The organism is Aureibaculum sp. 2308TA14-22, from assembly GCF_040538665.1.
Taxonomy (GTDB): Bacteria; Bacteroidota; Bacteroidia; order Flavobacteriales; family Flavobacteriaceae; genus Aureibaculum.
Genome location: NZ_JBEWXT010000001.1, coordinates 995,432 through 1,014,788, shown reverse-complemented (window position 1 = coordinate 1,014,788; position 19,357 = coordinate 995,432). Strand labels below are relative to the sequence as shown.

The following is a 19,357-nucleotide window of genomic DNA, read 5'->3' as shown; positions in this document are numbered from 1 at the left end:
ATTATTTTGATTTTAAATTCAATTCCCAATCATCTGTTCTAAAAGCTGAAGCTGGTAAGCCCTCTTTATTAAATAAATTTGGTAACGCAGCATTGGTAAAAGCAAACCGAACTACCACAGGTTTTTTTACTTTTTTAGATGTAACTACTACTGAATTCCCAACAATTTTTGCCTTGGCAGGATAAAATTTTTGATCTTCACCTGCGATATAAAACTCTTTCAAGTTCTTTCCTCCAGAAAGCTTTCGGGATTGCATTAATCCACTGCCTATATGATCAAAATGCAACATAATTTTTCGTTTTTTGATTTCCATAGATTTATAAATTGGTCCGCTATAAACTTGATTACTCTTACCATAGTCTTTTGCCAATGCCCACAAGGCTAATCGTTTACCTACATCTTGTTTATTAGTTGGATGAATATTTTCTAAATTTCCTATATCGTTAACCACTACCATACCTGTTTTAGGTACAGTTAACATTGTTTTTAATTGAGCATCTCTAACCACAGCGGCATCAACACCTTGTGGATTCCCATAATTGAATGGAGCAATTTGAACGAAATAAAATGAAAAATCCTTAGCAAATGCTTTTCTCCAAGAGTTAATTAATAAGGGAAAAGATTTATAATACGAAAGTGCATTAGCAGTGTTTGATTCTCCCTGATACCAGATAACACCAGCTATATTAAAGTTTAACAATGGGTAGATCATTGCATTATAAGCATATCCCGGTTTATTTGGTCGCCAAGGATTGCTTTGTATTTTTTTTGCTGCCTTATTTAATTTAACATCTTCAATAATCAATTCTTCCTTAATCCAAGTTTCAACTGGTGTACCTCCCCAATTACTACTGATTAAACCTACAGGCACTGATAAATCCTTATGTAATTTCCTGCCAAAAAAATAGGCGACCGAGCTAAAATTTTTCATAGTTTCTGGAGAACAAACCAACCACTTGCCCCTAGTAGTTTCTTGTGGTGTTAATGCGGTATGCCTTACTACTTGAAAGAAACGAATTTCAGGATAGCTGGCATTTTTAATTTCATTTTCAGCATTCACAAGACCTTGTGATGGCGTCCATTGCATATTGGATTGCCCAGAGCCTAACCAAACTTCGCCAATCAGCACATTTTTTATTATTATTTCTTCATGTCCCTTGATAGTTATAGTATAAACCCCTCCTGCTTTTGGAGTTGTCAACGTTCCTTTCCACTTGCCCTGATAGGCTTGAATTTCTACAGAATTATTATCCCAAGATGGAGTGATGCTTAGCTTTTCATTTGCATTGGTAGTCCAACCCCAAATAGTAACTTCAGATTGTTGTTGCAACACCATATTATCTGATAAGATTGATGGCAACCATATCTCTGCAAAAGCTTGATTAAAAAAGAAGATTGTGATGATTAATAAGACTATTTTTTTCATAAGACTCTATTTTATTATTTTATAATTTCTCTTAGGTATTTTCCCCAAACGTTGTAACCTTCAGGTTTTAAATGAATACCGTCACCTGAATAATATTCTTCTTTTAAAAATCCCTTATCATCAGTGAATAAAGAAATAAGATTATGGTAACTGACATTATTTGGCATTTTTAAATTACTCAACGCTTTATGAATATCATTATATTTTTTTCTTCTATCCGATTTTGGGTCAATTCCAGTTGGCAAAGGCCCCAAAAGCAAAATTTTAGTTTTGGATTTAAACTTTTCACGTGCCAAATGCATTACATTCTTTATCCCAACAACAATTTCAGATGCCGTATTGTCTCCAAAATTATTTACCCCAATAGCTAAAACAACAATGGTTGGATTAGCCTTTTCATAGTTGCCATTTTGCAATCGCCATAAAATATGTTGTGTTCTATCTCCTGAAATACCAGCCCCAACTATTTTTAAATCTTCAAAATAAGTCTCCACTGCTTTCTTCCCTGGATAATGGGTAACATTAGGTCTATTTCCGCCCCAACCTTGAGTAATAGAATTACCCATTAACAATAAATCTACTTTTCCTGAATTTTGGCAGAGCGAATCAATATCATTTGCTTGTGCCCACCAACCTTTGCCTTTGACCCAACCTGCAGCGGAACGAAATTCTGCTGATGGAGATGGAACTACTGCAAAATTTACTTTTTGTCCAGTTGCCCTCAATATAAAATCTACAATGGGAGTTGGGTTTTTTAAACTATGTGGGTGATGCCCATTGTTGGGTTTGTAGATAACCTTAATATTTCCACCGGAAGTCTTAATTCCATTTTCAAAGGGAACTGTATTTTCAGAAATGGGTACTACTTTATCGGCCTCTCCTACAACGTGCAGCATCGGGAAACCTGCCTTAGCTATTTGATTTATTTTATGAATAGGATTACCTTTAAAAGTATCTACATCCGAATGATTTTTAAGTCCATAAGCCTTTTTGAACTTTTCCCAATCAACGTTGCTACGCTTTTTTGGCCAACTTTTACCATCCAATACGGGAGCATCAGCGTAAATACCAGCAACCTTTTCAGAGTTTTTAACCGCCCAATTGTAAACTATTAATCCTCCACGACTCATGCCTTCCAGCACTACTTTTTTTGAAAGGCCAGCATTAGTCATCAATTTGTAAAATTTATTCCATCGTTTAACCGCTTGTTTGTTTCCGTAAAGATTTGCCACATCACAATAAGCAATATGAAATCCTCTTTCTAATAAAGCAATATCTGTTTGTGGCTCATGCCCCCAAAAACGAGCACGCAGCACCCAAGGTTTACCTATCGCTGGCTTTTTTGGCACTACTACCTTACAATCAACTTGATTAAACTTAAAATTGGTTAAATTATATCCGTAGAAATTCCCATTGGAAACTTCACTAAATTCATTTTTAATTGAAAAATCGATTGCCTGACTTTCCTTTTGTACAATCGCTTCATACAATCTCTTAGCAATAACAGTTGCTCCTAGACCTGATGGATGTACTCCATCTGGTAACAAATTAGACCTATCTAAAAAGAGATGATACAAATCCAAAACTTCAACATTGGTTTTGTATGCTACTTTTTGCGTAATAGGGATAATTTTATTCTTGATAGGTTTATCCCATATACTCGTTGTATCCTTTGTAAATGCTGGAACAGGAAGTAATAAAATAATTCTCGCATTTTCATTTTGTCGCTTAAAGGAATTGATTAATTCCTTGTAATTGCTTTCAAATTCTTCTAAATGTATTCTGTTTTGCAGTTTACTATCATTAGTACCTAATTTAATAAACACGATATCAGGATTAAATTCAAGAGCTTCCATATATTCATTAGTTTCCCAATACGGATAATCACCCTTTTTCAATAATGTTCTTCCACTTACCCCATAATTTTTTACCAAAAATTTATCGCCCAATAAATGCTGTAATTGCTGTGGATAAGCATTCATTTCTCTATTAACAACACCAGAACCATAGGTAATACTATTACCCACACAGGCAATTTTTAATGGTTCTTGTGAATGTCCTATATAAACAAATAGACAAAATAGTATGGCAAAAAGAGTTTGTTTCTTCATTATAACTTGTCAAAAATAGATTGTATATCTAGTTTATCTCCCATTTGCTTTTGCAATACAATCAAATCAGAAAAAAGGCTTTTTATTTTTTCTGAATTGGCAGGGTTCTCAGCAATATCATTAAGTTCTTGTGGGTCTTTATTGAGATTGTACAAACGTATTTTTTCAATTTTTGGATAAACAATCAGTTTAAAACCATCTTTCCGAATCATACGTTGAGAACCTTTTTCATAAGCACCATAAATTGAATTATAATTACTTTTGGTTCTATCACCACGAGCAAATTCCATCAAACTATGAAATTCTACATAGTCAGGCTTTTCTATTCCTGCAATCTCCAATACCGAAGCCATAACATCTTGCAAATACACATCAGCTTCAACCTTTTTCCCTTTTGGAATATCTGGCCCAACAACCATTAATGGCACCCGAATACTATGATCATACATATTTTGTTTGCCCATAAGTCCGTGTTCCCCAACAGATAGACCATGATCTGCTGTATAGAAAATATATGTGTTATCCAATTGGTTATTCTTTTTTAATGTGGCTACAATCTGTGCCAATTGATCGTCTAAATGTGTTGTGATTGCATAATACTCCTGACGGTTTACTTTTACGGCATATTCTGTTCTTGGAAAAGGAGCTAGACGCTCATCTCTCAATTTTTTTCCAGCACCCATTTCCTCAGCATAGGGATATTCGGGCAAATGACTATCTGGCAATGCCACCTTATCCAAAGGGTACATATCTACATACTTTTTAGGTGCTTGCCTAGGATCATGTGGCGCATTGAATGCCACATACATAAAAAATGGTTTTTCTTTGGTTGCAGCACTGTCCAAAAAACTAACAGCATCATCTTTAACAAGTTCACTCCAATGCTTTCCACCTTTCCAGTAGCCACCAAATTCTTTTTTCCAAGGTTGCCAAATTGTATCTGTTTTACTCTTTGGACGATTATATCCTTCTGGTGTATCAAAAGGCATTCCTCTTAACACATGACCAACGTGATTAAAAATAGTATCAGCTTTTGCAGAAATATGCCATTTACCACTCATATAAGTTTCATAACCTGCACTTTCCATAAGCTTAGACCATGTTTTATCAGTTTCCTTCTTATTTCTGTATTCTTTTGAAATTTCTTGAGCACGCCATAATGAACGTCCACTCATAATCATAGCTCTGGAAGCTAAGCATATAGCCCCATTCCAACCACCCATATTATAAGCATGGTTAAATGTTGTCCCATTTTCAGCGAATGAATCCATAGTAGGCGTTTTGATCTCTTTGTTACCTAAAGCTCTTACAGCTTTATAACTTTGGTCATCAGCAAAAAGAAAAATGATATTTGGTTTTTTGGCTATTTCAACATCAGCTACAGAATTTTGTACATTCTTTTTACATCCAAAAAAACATATGCTAAAGACTATTAGTAACCAAGTTGTTTTTTTCATCACTTTCTGTTTTTTTATTTATAATTTCATTTTAAACCCTGAAATTGTTGGCACAATAGGTTCGTGTGGATGTCGTTTTGGCATTCCCAAATCATCAGGTCCTGGACCAACAAACTCTGTTTTTCGAGACTCAATTATTATTTTACTATTCTTTATGGTCATAAATGTAAAAAGAGACTCTTTGTAAGGGATTGTGTATTTTATATATTCATGTGTTTTATCAATTGCTGTACTATACCTAATTCTTTTATAATCACCACCAACCCAATAATACGATGCACTATTTATTTGTACATAATAAATATCATTGATTTTTGTCATAAAATCGGTATGATGATGCCCGCTTAAACAACACATCACTTTTTTAAACCCAGCCTTACTATTTGCATTCTCAAAGATCTCTTGTATCTCTTTAAAATTGGCAACACCTCCAGTTTCTTCTAATTCTAACGATTGATGACTAAATACAACCGTTGGTTTGTTCGTCTTTTTTAAATCTTCAATTAACCATTCTTGCTGCTCCTTACCAATGTAGCGTTTATAACCAGACCATGGTTTGGGATTTTGATCATTACCATCTAATATTATGAAATGAACGCCTTGCTTATCAAAAGAGTAGTAATTAGATGGCATATTCCAATACGCCCTCACTTGGTCGCGACTAAAGCCTCCATCCATATCGTGATTTCCAATAACATGATGTTTTTCTCCTAAAAATTCGTTCCAAATATTTAAAAATGGTTTATTATAATCGTAAGGACGGCAAAAATCTCCCATTTGAATAATAAAATCAGGATTTCTTTTTTTTGCTACATTAATAAAAGCTTGCAAACGTTTTTCTCCATCATGCATTACATCTTGATGAACATCAGCAATAATACCAATCTCAATGTTTCCCCTTCCTAGATTAGATGAAAATAAATTTATGGGTAAAACCATGGCAGCACCTGCCAATGATGATAACTTTAAAAAATCTCTTCTGCTTGAAGCTAGAGTCTCCGATTCTTCATAATTTTTGTTCATAATTATTATTGATTATTTGTAAGCCACCGCCTTTTGTTTTGAAGTTCCCAATCCTTCAATTCCCAATTCCATAACATCGCTAGGTTTTAAATATTTAGGAGGGTTAAACCCTAAACCAACACCAAAGGGCGTTCCAGTTGATATGATATCTCCAGGAAGTAAGGTCATATACTGACTGATATAACTGACCACTTCTTGTACGTTAAAAATAAAGTCTGAGGTTGAGGAGTGCTGTAAACGTTCACCATTAACATCTAACCATAATTCCAAGTTGTTGGGATTTGAAATTTCGTCTTTTGTAGCGATATAGGGTCCTAAAGGGGCAAATGTGTCGCAACCTTTTCCTTTACACCATTGGCCTTCCTTTTCAATTTGAAATGCTCGTTCCGAAACATCGTTATGAAGTACATATCCTGCAATATGATCGTAAGCATCTGCCTCTTCTATATACGATGCTTTTTTACCAATTACGATTGCCAATTCAACTTCCCAATCCGTTTTTTCAGAATTTTTTGGGATAATTACATTATCATAAGGACCACAAATAGCCGTTGTAGATTTAAAGAACAGCACTGGTTCTTTGGGTATGGTCATGCCTGCTTCTTCGGCATGTTTTGCGTAGTTTAACCCTACGCAAACTAATTTTGACGGTTGAACCAGCGGCGAGCCCAATCGAGTCCCTTTCGGAATTTCTGGACAGCTATCTTGATTGGTTTCCAACCATTCTTCTAATCTTTCTAAACCATCACCTCCAAAAAAAGACTCATTATAATCTTCACCAAATGTTGAGACATCAATTCTTTTTCCGTTTTCTAATTGTACTCCTGGTTTTTCTTGATCTATTGCTCCAAATCTTATTAATTTCATTTTCTGTATTATTATATATTCGTAACTAGTTTTGCATTGGTATACTAAACCTCTTTATTTGTTTCCATTCTTTTTCATTCATCGGTACATCATTTAGTTGATTTTTACCTACCGTACTTCTACCATTTTTTATAATATCAATTATTAATTTTTCTAGTTCTAATGCAATTTCATCGTTATTTTCATATAAATTCTGTTGCTCAGATGGATCCTTTTCCAAATCATACAATTGATATTTTGGTAGAGTTTTAATTATATCGGAATTAGGTTTCGGATCGGACCAACCTCCTGAACCCGAACAAAAGATCATCTTCCATTTTCCTTTTCGGATGGCAAAACTGCCATTGATGGAATGGTGCACGGTGGATTCTCGTAAATAATCACCATTATTGGTAAACAGGGGTAGCATAGAAAAACTGTCTTCGCCTTCGTTGTCTTCTAACTTTGTATTGGTTAAATCTGCCACAGTGGCCAATAAATCGGTTGTGCAAATGGTTTTGTTAGAAACTGAATTGGGTTCGATTTTTTTTGGCCATTTTACAATGAAGGGTACTCGGTGTCCACCTTCATAAATATCAGCTTTATGTCCACGATAAATATAGCTCGGATTATGCCCTTTTTCCTCTAAAATTTTGAAATCCGCCTGCGGAGAACAACCGTTATCACTTGTAAAAATGATTATAGTATTTTCTGAAATACCCGCTTTTTCAACTACCTTTTGTAATTGACCCATATAATCATCAATCTCCATCATAAAATCTGCATATGGGTTCAGTCCACTTTTACCTTGCCATTTTTCTGTTGGTAAAATTGGCGTGTGTGGCGATGGCAATGCTAAATATAAAAAGAATGGTTTCTCTTCTTTTGCCCTATTCTTAATATACGAAAATGATTTTCGAAAAAAGTTTGGGGTAACATCAACATGAATAAAATCAGAAGCTGTTGGACCTTCTCGCCACCAAGTATATTTTCCTTTATCTACAGTTACCGTATCTGGAATAGCGGTTGGCATTCCGTTTTCCACATAAACATAGGGTGCCATATCTAAAGAACCAGAATGTCCGTAAGAATTGGTAAATCCTAATGCTGCTGGTCCATTTTTAATGGGTTTAGAAAAGTCAATATTATCATAATCATTGGCATTCCAACCAGTACCTCCAACAGAATCGCCTCGCTTTAGAGCCCAATCCCAACCCAAATGCCATTTGCCGATAAAGCCCGTTTCGTAACCTTCTTTTTGCAATAATGAGGCAACAGTTGTTCTATCATTTGGAATTAGTGCTTTAGAAACACCTGTTAATACCCCATTTTTAATTGGGCTTCTCCAATTATACCTACCAGTTAATATCCCATATCGTGTTGGGGTACACACTGCAGAAGATGTATGAGCATCAGTAAACTTGATACCATCATTTGCTAATTGATCTAAGCTTGGTGTTTTAATTTTTCCATCGGGATTAAAAGCACCTATATCACCATAGCCTAAATCATCTGCAAGAACATAAATTATATTTGGGAGGTTATTTTCTTCAACTACTTGGTTTTTTTCTTTAGGGTTGCAACCAATAACTAACAGTACTAAAAATGTAAAAAAATAGTTAAATATAATTTTCATAATTTATTCTTCCATTAAAAAATCTAATTCTGCTATCGCGGCTGTCCTACCTCCGCCAGCAATTGTTTTAGCTTCAATCCTTACAAATTGTGTTTTAATCGGTGTTTTAAAATAATGAGTTCTTGGTGTAGGATCATTGATTAAATTGCCAAATTCAAACTCTTCTAAAAGTTGCCATGTTTTTCCATCATTACTTATTCTTATAATACCTTTTTCTATCATTCCTTCGTTATGTTTTTTTTGAGGTGTGTAGATAAAGCCTTTTAAATCATAAGTTTTGCCCAAGTCAATTTCCAAGTAATTAGGTTTGCTTTTTTCGCCAGATTGCCAATACGTAGTTGGATTTTCGTCAAAAGCGAATTCAGGCTTTTGCTTTTCTGAAAAACTATCTTCACCCAGTTTTTTCCAACCTTTTTTTATGATGCCAAATAATTGTGTCGCTAAACTCCCTTTTTCGCCATTTACTTCAGACTTGGCTTTTACTTCGCCAGATTCCAGTAAAAAAGACTCTTTATAAATTTCAGAATCCGCTGTTGGTTCCGTACCATCTGTTGTATAATAAACTTTTACGCCCGAATTGATATTTTCAGAAGCATTTTCGCCATGCGGCTTCCAACCAAAATTGTGTTGTTTGGGTTGGATGTTTACCTTACCTTCTATATCTCTAGATATAGTAAGTTGAGGTGGTTTGGGCTTATAATAATGTGCCGTAATATTAGAAATAGCTGGATAAAATCGGAACTTCGATATTCTAATTCTAAATTTGCTTGTTGTAACTTCTGGAAAACGCAAAATCCTTTTATAGCCAATGTTTGAGGCGGTAGCGATTTCTTTCCATCCACTATCAATCCAAGCATCAACTGCATGTTTCTCAACACGTTCGCCATGGGTTGTAATAGCTTCTTGAATAATAAGCCTATTAATAGTTATTGGCTCATTTGTATTGATAACAATTTCGTCATTAATGGAATCTAATACTTCAAAACTCAAAATCTCTTTATCCAACACCTTGGTTGAACTCTCAGCTCCATGAAACAGGTTTTTACCATAAGTCGTGGTGATACGTTGCCCTACTTCTTTCAATACTTTAACATCTTCATCAGAAAACTTACCTTCCCTATTTGGAGGAATGTTTAATAAAAAAGTGGAATTACCACCAACAGACCTTTCATAAATATCAAAAACATCATCTGCACTTCTAACTTTTTGTTTGTCATCATCACGATAAAACCAACCTTCTCGAATAGAGGTATTAGTTTCCGCTTGTTGATAATGCAAGAATTTTCCTGCATACAATTTCTCTCTACTACCTATGTCTATCTCTGTTAAGTCTCCAAAGCGATTCATTAATTTGGGGTCTTCTGAATATGGAATTACGTTCCATTCGGTATCTCTAGTTCCTCCTGATTCATTGCCACACCAACGGATATCTTGTTTCCCAAAAATAACAGCTTTAGGAGCCAATTTCTTTATCAGCTCTTTCCATGCTAAGTAATTATAGGTTTGACCTCCTTTTCTTTTAGGATGAGCACCATCAAACCATACTTCATGGATAGGTCCATACTCCGTCAATAACTCAAAAAGTTGATTCAAAAAGTACTCATTATAATCATCAACATTAAAGCTAAAAGTAGTTCTATTTTCAAACGGACGACCTTCAACTGGACGCGGAATGGTTCGTTCTGAGTATTCACTAAGATTTCCATAAAGTCCATCTTTATTTTCTATTTGGTATAAATCAGCAGGAGAAAGGTAAACGCCTAATTTTAAACCATACTTTTTGCAAGATTCTGATAATTCTTTTAAAATATCACCTTTACCATCCTGAAAAGGAGTTGACATAATACCATGTTTGGTATAGCGACTTTGCCAGAGAACAAATCCGTCATGATGTTTTACAGTAATGATGACCATTTTCATTTTGGCAGCTACCATGGCTTTGCACCATTGATCTGTATCTAAATTTTGAAGATTAAATATCGTTGGGTCTTCCATACCATTTCCCCATTCCATCCGTGTAAAAGTATTGGGACCAAAATGAATAAACGCAATGAATTCATTTTTTAAAGCTTCATATTGACTTTTAGTGGGTACTACATGTGCCGCTTTGAGAATTATAGAGTCATTGGTATCATTATCATCGATCTTAATAGTATTTGAAACAGGCATTAGCGATGCATTAACCTTTACCTTTTCTTGAACACAAGAAATTAATGATGACGTAATTATGATAAATGTAAAAATATTTTTCATTTTAGTTTAATTGACAATAATTTCATCTATCCAAATATGTGATGGTGTTCCACCTTGATGGTGTTCATCTGGAATAGCGTTAAAACCTGTTGCTTTAATTTTTAATGCTTTTATATTAACAGGAATAAAAGATAAACTTGTATTTACCTTATTTCTACCTTGCTCTGTTCCTTTTTGTAATTGCTCTTTCTTAGCTAAGGATTTAAAAGTTTTTCCATCAGTTGAACCAAAAACTTCTATGGATGTTGGAGGATAAATTCCTGAAATAGTAAATCTCAATGCATTAAATTGTATTTCTTTAACTTGAATTGCACTATCAAAAAAAAGATTTATCTCTGCTTTATCAGAAAAATGATGCCACGCCTTATCCCCTTTAGAAAGGGATCCATAACTTAAATCTGTTAGTTTTTTTATTTCTTTGCCTTGACCATCCAAAGCTTTCATATTTTTTGCTTTATGAATTTGAAATTTTTTAGACGAAAGATAACCAACCGCTTTATTTTTTTTATATGCCCTTGCTTGTAAGTGAGCAGAACTGTCAATAGTAAATGGATCTTTATATTTAAAAGATTGAGGCGTTGGAGTTTCACCATCCAACGTATAATAAATATCTAATCCATTTACCTCTGTTTTCATTTGTACTTCTATTTCATTTCCATTTCCTACATGGTCTATCCATGGACTAAAAGCACTCACAGCATAACGAACATCTTGAGCGTCAAGCCTATCAAATTGAGTGTACAACCTATTCGTAAAATCATTCCAATTTTTATTTTCATGGGATGTCCATGCAGATTCAGCAATAGCATAAGTTCTTGGAAAAGACATATAGGTTAGTTTACTCCAATCACTAATAGATTCTGTCCACATATTTGCTTGAATACCTTTGATTAATTTACTTTCTTTTGGAGTTAATGCATCTGGAATTACTTTATAGCCATATGACTTAGAAAGTAATAAGCGAGAATATCCTAAATTCGGCTCTAAATCGTCATGTCCTTGTTTTAAATCTATATAACAATAATTACTTGGAGTCATAATTACTTCATGACCGGCCTTTGCAGAAATAATTCCTCCTTTTTCTCCTCGCCAACTCATTACTGTCGCATTAGGTGCTAAACCGCCTTCTAATATTTCATCCCAACCTATCATGATACGATCACGTTTGTTAATTATTTTTTCGATACGTTTTATAAAATAACTTTGCAATTCATGTTCGTCTTTTAATTTTTCTTCTTTTATTTTTTGTTGTGCATAAGGATCACGTTTCCATTGTTCCTTATTACACTCATCACCGCCAATATGGACATATTTAAAGGGAAATAAATCCATCACTTCATTCAACATTTTTTCTGCAAACTCAAAAGTTTCTTCTTTGCCAGGATTGTAAGTATTATTCTTCATAACACCTCCAGTGGCCACATAAGGTGCCGCATTAACACTACCAATTTCAGGGTAAGCCGCAATAGTGGCTTGAGCATGCCCTGGCATATCAATTTCCGGAATAATTTCAATATGACGTTCTTTTGCATAGGCAATTATTTCTTTAACATCTTCTTGGGTGTAAAATCCGCCGTATGTTGCTTTTTCATTAGGTTTTTGCTCTGGCCTGCCCCACCAATTGGATTTGGTTTCATCAGTAATATTATAATCTACTCTCCATGCTCCAATTTCTGTAAGTTTTGGATAACTTTTAATTTCCAATCGCCAACCCTGGTCATCTGCCAAATGCCAATGAAACCGATTCATTTTCAACTCTGCCATAAAATCTAATACCTGTTTTACTTGATCTTTATCAAAAAAATGTCTTGATACATCAAGCATATACCCACGCCACCCAAATGCAGGTTTATCTTTGATATCAACTACAGGAATGCCCCATCTTATTTCCTGTAATATTTTTTTATAAAAAGCTACTGGAAGTAATTGTTTTAAGCTCTGTAATGCATAGTAAAAACCAGGTTCTGAGCCTGATTTTATGATTATATTGTTGGTAGTTACTTTTAATTCATATCCTTCCGGTTCAATACTTTTATTAGTTTCAAATCTAATATCTCCTTGACCTCCTATGTTTATTTTTGGTACCCAACCTGCCACAGTGTTAAACTGACTAAAAAATTGACTTGCAATCGTATTTTGAGCTTCATTTTCAACACTTATTATAGAAGATGATGTTAACTCAAAATGTCCTTTTTCTTCAATATAACTCAACGGTTTTGGCATAATATGTGCTTTTCCAACTTTAAGTTCAAGCTCTTTTTCTGAACAAGAATTTAGTGCCAATAAAGTCAGTATTAGGGTTAAAATTTTGGATGCTAATTTTATTTTTTTTAATAACATATTACGTACCTTTTCAACCATTTAGTTTAATAAAACCACCATCAATAGGAAAATCCGTTCCTGTAATAAATGAAGCTTCATCAGAACACAAATAGACCGCCAAATTGGCAATCTCTTCTGGTTTTCCCATTCTACCGATGGGTTGCGTTTTAGATAATTTTTCAAACATTTCTTCTTCCTTACCAGGATAATTCTCCTTTATAAACCCATTAACAAATGGCGTGTGTACTCTCGCCGGAGAAATACTATTGCACCTAATACCAAAATCTAAATAGTCCTTTGCTACGGAATAGGTCATTGTTAAAACCGCTCCTTTCGACATTGAATATGCAAAACGATCAGATATCCCTACCGACGAAGCGATAGATGCCATATTTATTATTATACCACCTTTCTTTTTCATAGATGGCATAACGCTGTGAATACAATTATAAACACCTTTTACATTGACGCTGTAAATCTTATCTAGATCAACTTCAGTAGTGTTTTCTACATTACCAACATGGGCAATACCAGCATTGTTAATTAAAATATCAATTTCACCATCTTCAGTAATTTTTTTGACAACTTCATTCACTTCTTTTTGCTTGGCCACATTACATTGATATGCTTTCCCTTCACCACCATTTGAATTGATTGTTGAAACTGTTCTTTGGGATTCTTCAATACCTATGTCCAAAACATGAACTGTGGCTCCTTGTTCAGCTAGAGCTAGAGAAATTGCCTCACCTATACCGCTACCACCGCCTGTAACAATAGCAATTTTATCTTTTAAACTAAATTTTTTCATCTTTATTCATAATTTTTTTATGATAAAATTTCTTTCCAGACTTTACCAGCAGGAAAACTATACTCTTTTAATGATTCCTCTTTCATTGTTATGCTATATCCTGCCAAAGAAGGTGGCATATAAGCACCATTCTTTACTACCACGGGGTCGTAAAAATGCTCATGTAAATGATCTACATATTCAATAATTCTATCCTCTATTGATCCGCTAATTGAAATATAATCTATCATTGACAAATGTTGAACATATTCACACAATCCCACACCACCTGCATGAGGACAAACCGGAATTTTAAATTTGGCCGCCATGAGTAAAATAGCTAATATCTCGTTAACACCACCTACCCTACAACTATCTATCTGACAAATCCCTATGGCATCTGCCTGCATCAATTGCTTGAACATAACACGATTCTGACAATGCTCACCAGTTGCCACTTTAATTGGATGTACCGCTTTTGCAATTTTAGCATGTCCTAAAATATCGTCAGGACTGGTAGGTTCTTCTATCCACCAAGGGGCAAATTGTTTTAAAGATTCCATATTGGCAATAGCTTCATCAACATCCCATTTTTGATTGGCATCCATCATTAATTTTAAATCACTCCCAATTTCTTCACGAATGATTTCTGCCCTACGCATATCATCTTCTAAATCAGAGCCTACTTTAATTTTCATGTGTTTAAAGCCTTGTTCTTTGGCTTCTCTACATAAACGTCTCATTTTATCATCAGAATAGCCTAACCAACCTGCAGAAGTTGTGTATGCAGGATATCCATTATTTAATAAATCATCTATTCGATCTTGCTTTGTTTGCTCTTTTTCTTTCAATAGCTGCAATGCTTCATCAGGTGTTATAGCATCTGTTATATAGGTAAAATCAATACATGAAACCAGTTCTTCGGGACTCATATCAGCTAATAGCTTCCATAACGGCTTTTGCTCTACTTTGGCATATAAATCCCATACTGCATTTATTACTGCTCCAGTTGCCAAATGGATAACACCTTTTTCAGGCCCTAACCATCTTAATTGACTATCACCAGTTATCATTTTATAAAAATCACCCATATTTTTAGTAAAACTTTCAAGCGTTTTGTTTAAAACTAAAGGAGAAATCGATTTTATGGCAGCAACACACAATTCGTTGCCTCTACCAATGGTAAAAGTAAGTCCATGTCCTTCTATATTTTTAGGGTGATTGGTCTTAAGGACAACATAAGCGGCAGAATAATCAGGATCAGGATTCATGGCATCAGACCCGTCTAAAGATTTACTCGTAGGAAAACGAATGTCTTTTACTTCAATGGCAGTAATAATAATATTTTTATTCATTTTATTTTAAAAAAACAAAGTTATCGTATCACCAATTTTATACCAACCACATATAATTAAAAAACAAATACTTTTTTTGCTTTAGTCCATATTAATTTGAATATGCTTTTAGATATTGTGAAGGAGACATTCCCTTAATCTTTCTAAATTGACGGTTAAAATTGGAAATATTGTTATAACCACAATCATAACAAATTGAGGTAATGTTCTGTTTTTCTTCAATTAATAATTTACAGGCATACCCTATTCTTAATTCATTTAAAAATCCAGTAAATGTTTTTCTGTGCATACGTTTAAAAAATCGACTAAAAGCAGAACTATTCATTTGTACAACATTAGCCACATCTTTTGAGGTAATTGGTTCATTAAAGTTATTGAAAATAAATTCATAAGCTTTGTCTAGGGTCTTATTTTCAGTTCTATTAAAGTTTTTAATGAACCCTGAACTCACCAAACTTTCAGATTTTGTTTTAGATAATTTATGAAGTATTTTAATAAAATTAGTAATTCTTGTAAATGCATCTAACGATTTAAGAGCTACAATGTCATTAATAAGTTCTTTTCCGATGTCAAGAAATTTAATACCATGACTCGACTTATTAATCATTTGATTTATTTTTTTCATTTCAGGGATATTAAAAAAACCATCCCCTAAAAATAATTCGTTAAAGTGAATAGCAATGGCTTCAGATTTTAAATTAGAATTTTCATCAAAGTAAACTTCATTATTTAACCACATGTGCGGTAAATTTTTGCCTATTAAAACCACATCATATTCTTTAAAGTCAACTATTGCATCACCAACAAATAATGCACCAGTGCTTTTCAAAATTAAACTCAACTCTAATTCAGGGTGGTAATGCCATACCTTTAAAAAGTAAGGATAATTATTATGAGTTACCGTAAAAGAGCAATCTTGAGAACTTGTTCTATTTAATAAATGAAGTTTCATTTATTGTATATTGATTTTTGTAAAAATATACAAAATAGGTGATAAAATTTAAATTTCGGCAAAAAAAGTACTTCTATTAATTCTTTAAATGTAACATACAAGTTCTTCTATAGTAACTTTACTACAAATTAAAATGCATATTAAAAATCATTTACAGAATTATTAGAGTAAGTCCAAAAAGAAGATTTGATTTTAACTAATCTTCTTTACAACTTCAAAAATAAATACGGCATTTTTATTTAAATCGTAAAAACCAAATTCATTAGTATTCCAGTCTGTATTTTCGCGAAGTTTATCGACTGATACCGTCCCTCTTTTTACAAATTCTTGAAAAATAGATTCAATATTTTTTACAGCTATTCTTATAACTGAACCACCTAATAGTGGATCATCTACAGTATCAGCATGCCATTGCAGATGAATAGTTATATTTTCTCGTTTTAATATAGCATACATATTGTCTTTATAAAGTGGTTCAAAACCTACCTGCTGCTTATACCAAGTCACATCTCTATCAATATCTGAACTTGGTAATACAGGTATAACTTCAAAAAGTTTAGTTTTCATAATCACTTTTTTATACTACTTAAAATTGTTAAATATTTTAGTACTTATCCAATAAATATCTTGATTGCTCGTATAAAACAAATACTTTCCGTCATGCGTAACGAATGGGCAAATCTCATGACCGCTAGTATTTACAACCTCGCCCATATTTTTGGCTTTGCTCCAAACACCATCTTTATTGTTAAAACTAATGTACAAATCTCCTTTACCTAACCCTTCCCTACGTGCAGATGAAACTATCAAATATGATTCATCCGGCGAAACAAACACATCACCTTCATATCTTTTTGTATTAACAGAATCGCTTAATTTTAGTGGTTTATCAAATACTTTGTCTTTTCTTGTAGCAGTATAAATATCAAAATCATGATTTCTACCTACAGCCGCATTTTTATTTGAGGCAAAATACATTTTACCATTTGACGTAAATGAAATATAATACTCGTTCTTATCAGAATTAATCAAATCACCTGCATTGATGGGCTTAGACCATTTATTATTTATTTTTTTTGAATACCAAATGTCAATATCTTTTATAGTGTCTAACTCATTTCTAGGCATATCAGAAATATAGAACAGTTCATTTTCACTGGGAGATAAAAACGGATCGTTATAGCCATATTTTTCGTCGGAAATTATGGTAATTGGTATAGTCCATTTTTCACCTTCAAGCTTGGAGTATCTTATTTCTGCCTTTCCGTGTGTATCAACAGCATAATAAAATTCGGTGCCATCTTTTGAAAAAACAGACCCAAATTCAGACTCATCTTCCTTAGAAATAAAATTTGGTGCAAATACTTTTGCAGTTAAAGATGGTTTGTTTTTATCTATATATTGCAAATCTGATTTAGAAGAACCACAACTTAACAGATGACTTACAATTAGAAATAAAAGTATTTTAGTTGATTGATTCATTTATGTAATGTCATATCAACAAATATACATAATCGAATTTGTATTGCATACAATGTGGGTCATACTGGATTCGAACCAGTGACTTCTACCCTGTCAAGGTAACACTCTGAACCAACTGAGTTAATGACCCAAATTACTATTCAAATTTAAAGATTTATTTTGTCTTTAATATATCTTTCAATGGAGAAAATTCGCATAAAAGTTTTAATTTAAACAAAAGCGAACTTTGTTATGCGAAAATAAAAATCCCAATACAAGAAATTGTATCGGGATTGTGATTGATGTGGGCAATGAGGGATTCGAACCCCCGACCCCCTCGGTGTAAACGAGGTGCTCTGAACCAACTGAGCTAATTGCCCCATTGCATTACTTTTGAACTCTGAACCTCACGATAACTATCGGGATGAGCTAATTGCCCTAAAGCGGATGCAAATATAAATTAGTTTTTCATTATCGCAAAGGTTTTTTAATAAAATATTTTCCAACTATTAAACTACTTCAGCAACTACAAAAGTACTACCTCCAACAAAAATTAAATCATTGGTTTTTGCTTCATTCTTTGCACTTTGAAAAGCTTCTTTTACCGAGCTGTATGTAGCTCCAATAAGATGACAGTTACTGGCTTTCTTTTGTAATTTTTCTGCATCCAAACCTCGTATAACATCAGGCTTACAAAAATAATAGGTAGCTTTTTTAGGAAATAACGGCAAAACACTGTTTAAGTCCTTATCGTTGACCGTTCCAATAACAATATGTAAATTATCAAATTTTTGCTCGTGCAACTGTTTTATTACATACGTTAAGCCTTCTCTATTGTGTGCCGTGTCACAAATAATCAATGGTTCTTGACTTAAGATTTGCCACCTACCCAACAAGCCTGTATTTTTGACTACCTGTTGTAATCCTTTTTTTATATTACTTCTTGAAACGTCAAATCCTTTGGTTTTTAAAATATTTAGAGTCTTGACAGCGGCGTTGCAATTTTTTAGTTGGTAAGATCCTAATAAATCCGTCTTATACGTTTCAAGAATTTCATCTTCAGTAAAACAAATTGATGCATTCAATTCGTCTGCTTTTTTTAAAAAAATATTCTGTATTTCTTCCTGTCTTTCACTTATAACGACAGGAGTGTTTTCTTTGATTATGCCTGCTTTTTCATGGGCAATTTCTTGCAAGGTATTACCAAGCATTTGTGTGTGGTCGAAACCGATATTGGTAATTACTGAAACTTCGGGTTTAATAATGTTAGTAGAATCCAACCTCCCGCCAAGACCAACTTCAATAATAGCAATATCAACTTTTTGCTTGGCAAAATAATCAAATGCCATACCAACAGTCATTTCAAAAAATGATAATTTTTGTTGTTCTAAGAAAGTTTTATTTTCCGATATAAACTGAACAACCTTCTTTTTAGAGATACATTTACCATTAACTTTAATACGTTCTCTAAAATCTTTAAGATGTGGTGAAGTATACAATCCAACATTATATCCAGCTTCTTGTAAAACCGAAGCAATCATATGACTAGTTGAACCTTTTCCGTTAGTGCCTGCTATATGAACACTCTTAAATTTTTGATGTGGATTGTTAAGATTTTCGGCAAAAGCCAAAATATTGGTTAAATCTTTTTTAAATGCAGTTTTGCCTTGACACTGATACATTGGAAGCTGAGCAAACATCCAATCTAAAGTTGCTTTGTAAGTCATT

14 protein-coding genes and 2 tRNA genes are annotated in these 19,357 nt (G+C 33.6%); all 16 read right to left on the bottom strand.

What is annotated here, in order from left to right; genetic code table 11:
• Position 1 precedes the first annotated feature (1 nt).
• Positions 2-1,426, bottom strand: coding sequence for a sialate O-acetylesterase (locus tag U5A88_RS04520; RefSeq protein ID WP_354204157.1), 1,425 nt, complete (start codon positions 1,424-1,426; stop codon positions 2-4).
• Between the two features lie 14 nt (positions 1,427-1,440).
• Positions 1,441-3,537, bottom strand: coding sequence for a GDSL-type esterase/lipase family protein (locus U5A88_RS04515; RefSeq protein WP_354204155.1), 2,097 nt, complete (start codon positions 3,535-3,537; stop codon positions 1,441-1,443).
• The gene (locus U5A88_RS04510; RefSeq protein ID WP_354204154.1) at positions 3,537-4,994 is read right to left on the bottom strand and encodes a sulfatase-like hydrolase/transferase; all 1,458 of its coding nucleotides are present in this window, start codon (positions 4,992-4,994) and stop codon (positions 3,537-3,539) included. Before U5A88_RS04510 ends, U5A88_RS04515 begins: the two co-directional genes overlap by 1 nt.
• An 18-nt stretch (positions 4,995-5,012) precedes the next feature.
• Positions 5,013-6,017, bottom strand: a complete 1,005-nt coding sequence (locus U5A88_RS04505) for a metallophosphoesterase (protein WP_354204152.1) — start codon at positions 6,015-6,017, stop codon at positions 5,013-5,015.
• A gap of 12 nt (positions 6,018-6,029) precedes the next feature.
• A complete protein-coding gene (locus tag U5A88_RS04500; protein WP_354204150.1) occupies positions 6,030-6,884 on the bottom strand; it encodes a fumarylacetoacetate hydrolase family protein in 855 nt (284 codons plus the stop codon).
• A gap of 25 nt (positions 6,885-6,909) precedes the next feature.
• Positions 6,910-8,499: a sulfatase family protein gene (locus U5A88_RS04495; protein ID WP_354204148.1), complete on the bottom strand. Its 1,590-nt coding sequence runs from the start codon at positions 8,497-8,499 to the stop codon at positions 6,910-6,912.
• 3 nt (positions 8,500-8,502) lie between these two features.
• Positions 8,503-10,752, bottom strand: coding sequence for an alpha-L-fucosidase (locus U5A88_RS04490; RefSeq protein ID WP_354204146.1), 2,250 nt, complete (start codon positions 10,750-10,752; stop codon positions 8,503-8,505).
• 6 nt (positions 10,753-10,758) lie between these two features.
• The gene (locus U5A88_RS04485; RefSeq protein ID WP_354204144.1) at positions 10,759-13,113 is read right to left on the bottom strand and encodes a beta-N-acetylhexosaminidase; all 2,355 of its coding nucleotides are present in this window, start codon (positions 13,111-13,113) and stop codon (positions 10,759-10,761) included.
• Positions 13,106-13,882, bottom strand: a complete 777-nt coding sequence (locus tag U5A88_RS04480) for an SDR family NAD(P)-dependent oxidoreductase (protein WP_354204142.1) — start codon at positions 13,880-13,882, stop codon at positions 13,106-13,108. Before U5A88_RS04480 ends, U5A88_RS04485 begins: the two co-directional genes overlap by 8 nt.
• A 17-nt stretch (positions 13,883-13,899) precedes the next feature.
• A complete protein-coding gene (locus tag U5A88_RS04475) occupies positions 13,900-15,216 on the bottom strand; it encodes an L-fuconate dehydratase (protein WP_354204140.1) in 1,317 nt (438 codons plus the stop codon).
• Between the two features lie 91 nt (positions 15,217-15,307).
• Positions 15,308-16,168, bottom strand: coding sequence for an AraC family transcriptional regulator (locus U5A88_RS04470; RefSeq protein WP_354204138.1), 861 nt, complete (start codon positions 16,166-16,168; stop codon positions 15,308-15,310).
• 192 nt (positions 16,169-16,360) lie between these two features.
• Positions 16,361-16,735, bottom strand: coding sequence for a VOC family protein (locus U5A88_RS04465; protein ID WP_354204136.1), 375 nt, complete (start codon positions 16,733-16,735; stop codon positions 16,361-16,363).
• 15 nt (positions 16,736-16,750) lie between these two features.
• Positions 16,751-17,650, bottom strand: coding sequence for a TolB-like translocation protein (locus tag U5A88_RS04460; protein WP_354204134.1), 900 nt, complete (start codon positions 17,648-17,650; stop codon positions 16,751-16,753).
• Between the two features lie 55 nt (positions 17,651-17,705).
• Positions 17,706-17,780, bottom strand: a tRNA-Val gene (locus U5A88_RS04455).
• Between the two features lie 154 nt (positions 17,781-17,934).
• A tRNA-Val gene (locus U5A88_RS04450) sits at positions 17,935-18,009 on the bottom strand.
• A 129-nt stretch (positions 18,010-18,138) separates the two neighbouring features.
• Positions 18,139-19,356 carry a bifunctional folylpolyglutamate synthase/dihydrofolate synthase gene (locus U5A88_RS04445; protein ID WP_354204133.1) on the bottom strand — a complete coding sequence of 406 codons (1,218 nt, stop codon included), beginning with the start codon at positions 19,354-19,356 and terminating at the stop codon, positions 18,139-18,141.
• Position 19,357 lies beyond the last annotated feature (1 nt).

Coding starts and splice junctions, on each gene's coding strand:
- U5A88_RS04520 (WP_354204157.1), bottom strand. CDS start 1,426: ATGAAAAAAATAGTCTTATTAATCATCACAATCTTCTTTTTTAATCAA.
- U5A88_RS04515 (WP_354204155.1), bottom strand. CDS start 3,537: ATGAAGAAACAAACTCTTTTTGCCATACTATTTTGTCTATTTGTTTAT.
- U5A88_RS04510 (WP_354204154.1), bottom strand. CDS start 4,994: ATGAAAAAAACAACTTGGTTACTAATAGTCTTTAGCATATGTTTTTTT.
- U5A88_RS04505 (WP_354204152.1), bottom strand. CDS start 6,017: ATGAACAAAAATTATGAAGAATCGGAGACTCTAGCTTCAAGCAGAAGA.
- U5A88_RS04500 (WP_354204150.1), bottom strand. CDS start 6,884: ATGAAATTAATAAGATTTGGAGCAATAGATCAAGAAAAACCAGGAGTA.
- U5A88_RS04495 (WP_354204148.1), bottom strand. CDS start 8,499: ATGAAAATTATATTTAACTATTTTTTTACATTTTTAGTACTGTTAGTT.
- U5A88_RS04490 (WP_354204146.1), bottom strand. CDS start 10,752: ATGAAAAATATTTTTACATTTATCATAATTACGTCATCATTAATTTCT.
- U5A88_RS04485 (WP_354204144.1), bottom strand. CDS start 13,113: ATGGTTGAAAAGGTACGTAATATGTTATTAAAAAAAATAAAATTAGCA.
- U5A88_RS04480 (WP_354204142.1), bottom strand. CDS start 13,882: ATGAAAAAATTTAGTTTAAAAGATAAAATTGCTATTGTTACAGGCGGT.
- U5A88_RS04475 (WP_354204140.1), bottom strand. CDS start 15,216: ATGAATAAAAATATTATTATTACTGCCATTGAAGTAAAAGACATTCGT.
- U5A88_RS04470 (WP_354204138.1), bottom strand. CDS start 16,168: ATGAAACTTCATTTATTAAATAGAACAAGTTCTCAAGATTGCTCTTTT.
- U5A88_RS04465 (WP_354204136.1), bottom strand. CDS start 16,735: ATGAAAACTAAACTTTTTGAAGTTATACCTGTATTACCAAGTTCAGAT.
- U5A88_RS04460 (WP_354204134.1), bottom strand. CDS start 17,650: ATGAATCAATCAACTAAAATACTTTTATTTCTAATTGTAAGTCATCTG.
- U5A88_RS04445 (WP_354204133.1), bottom strand. CDS start 19,356: ATGACTTACAAAGCAACTTTAGATTGGATGTTTGCTCAGCTTCCAATG.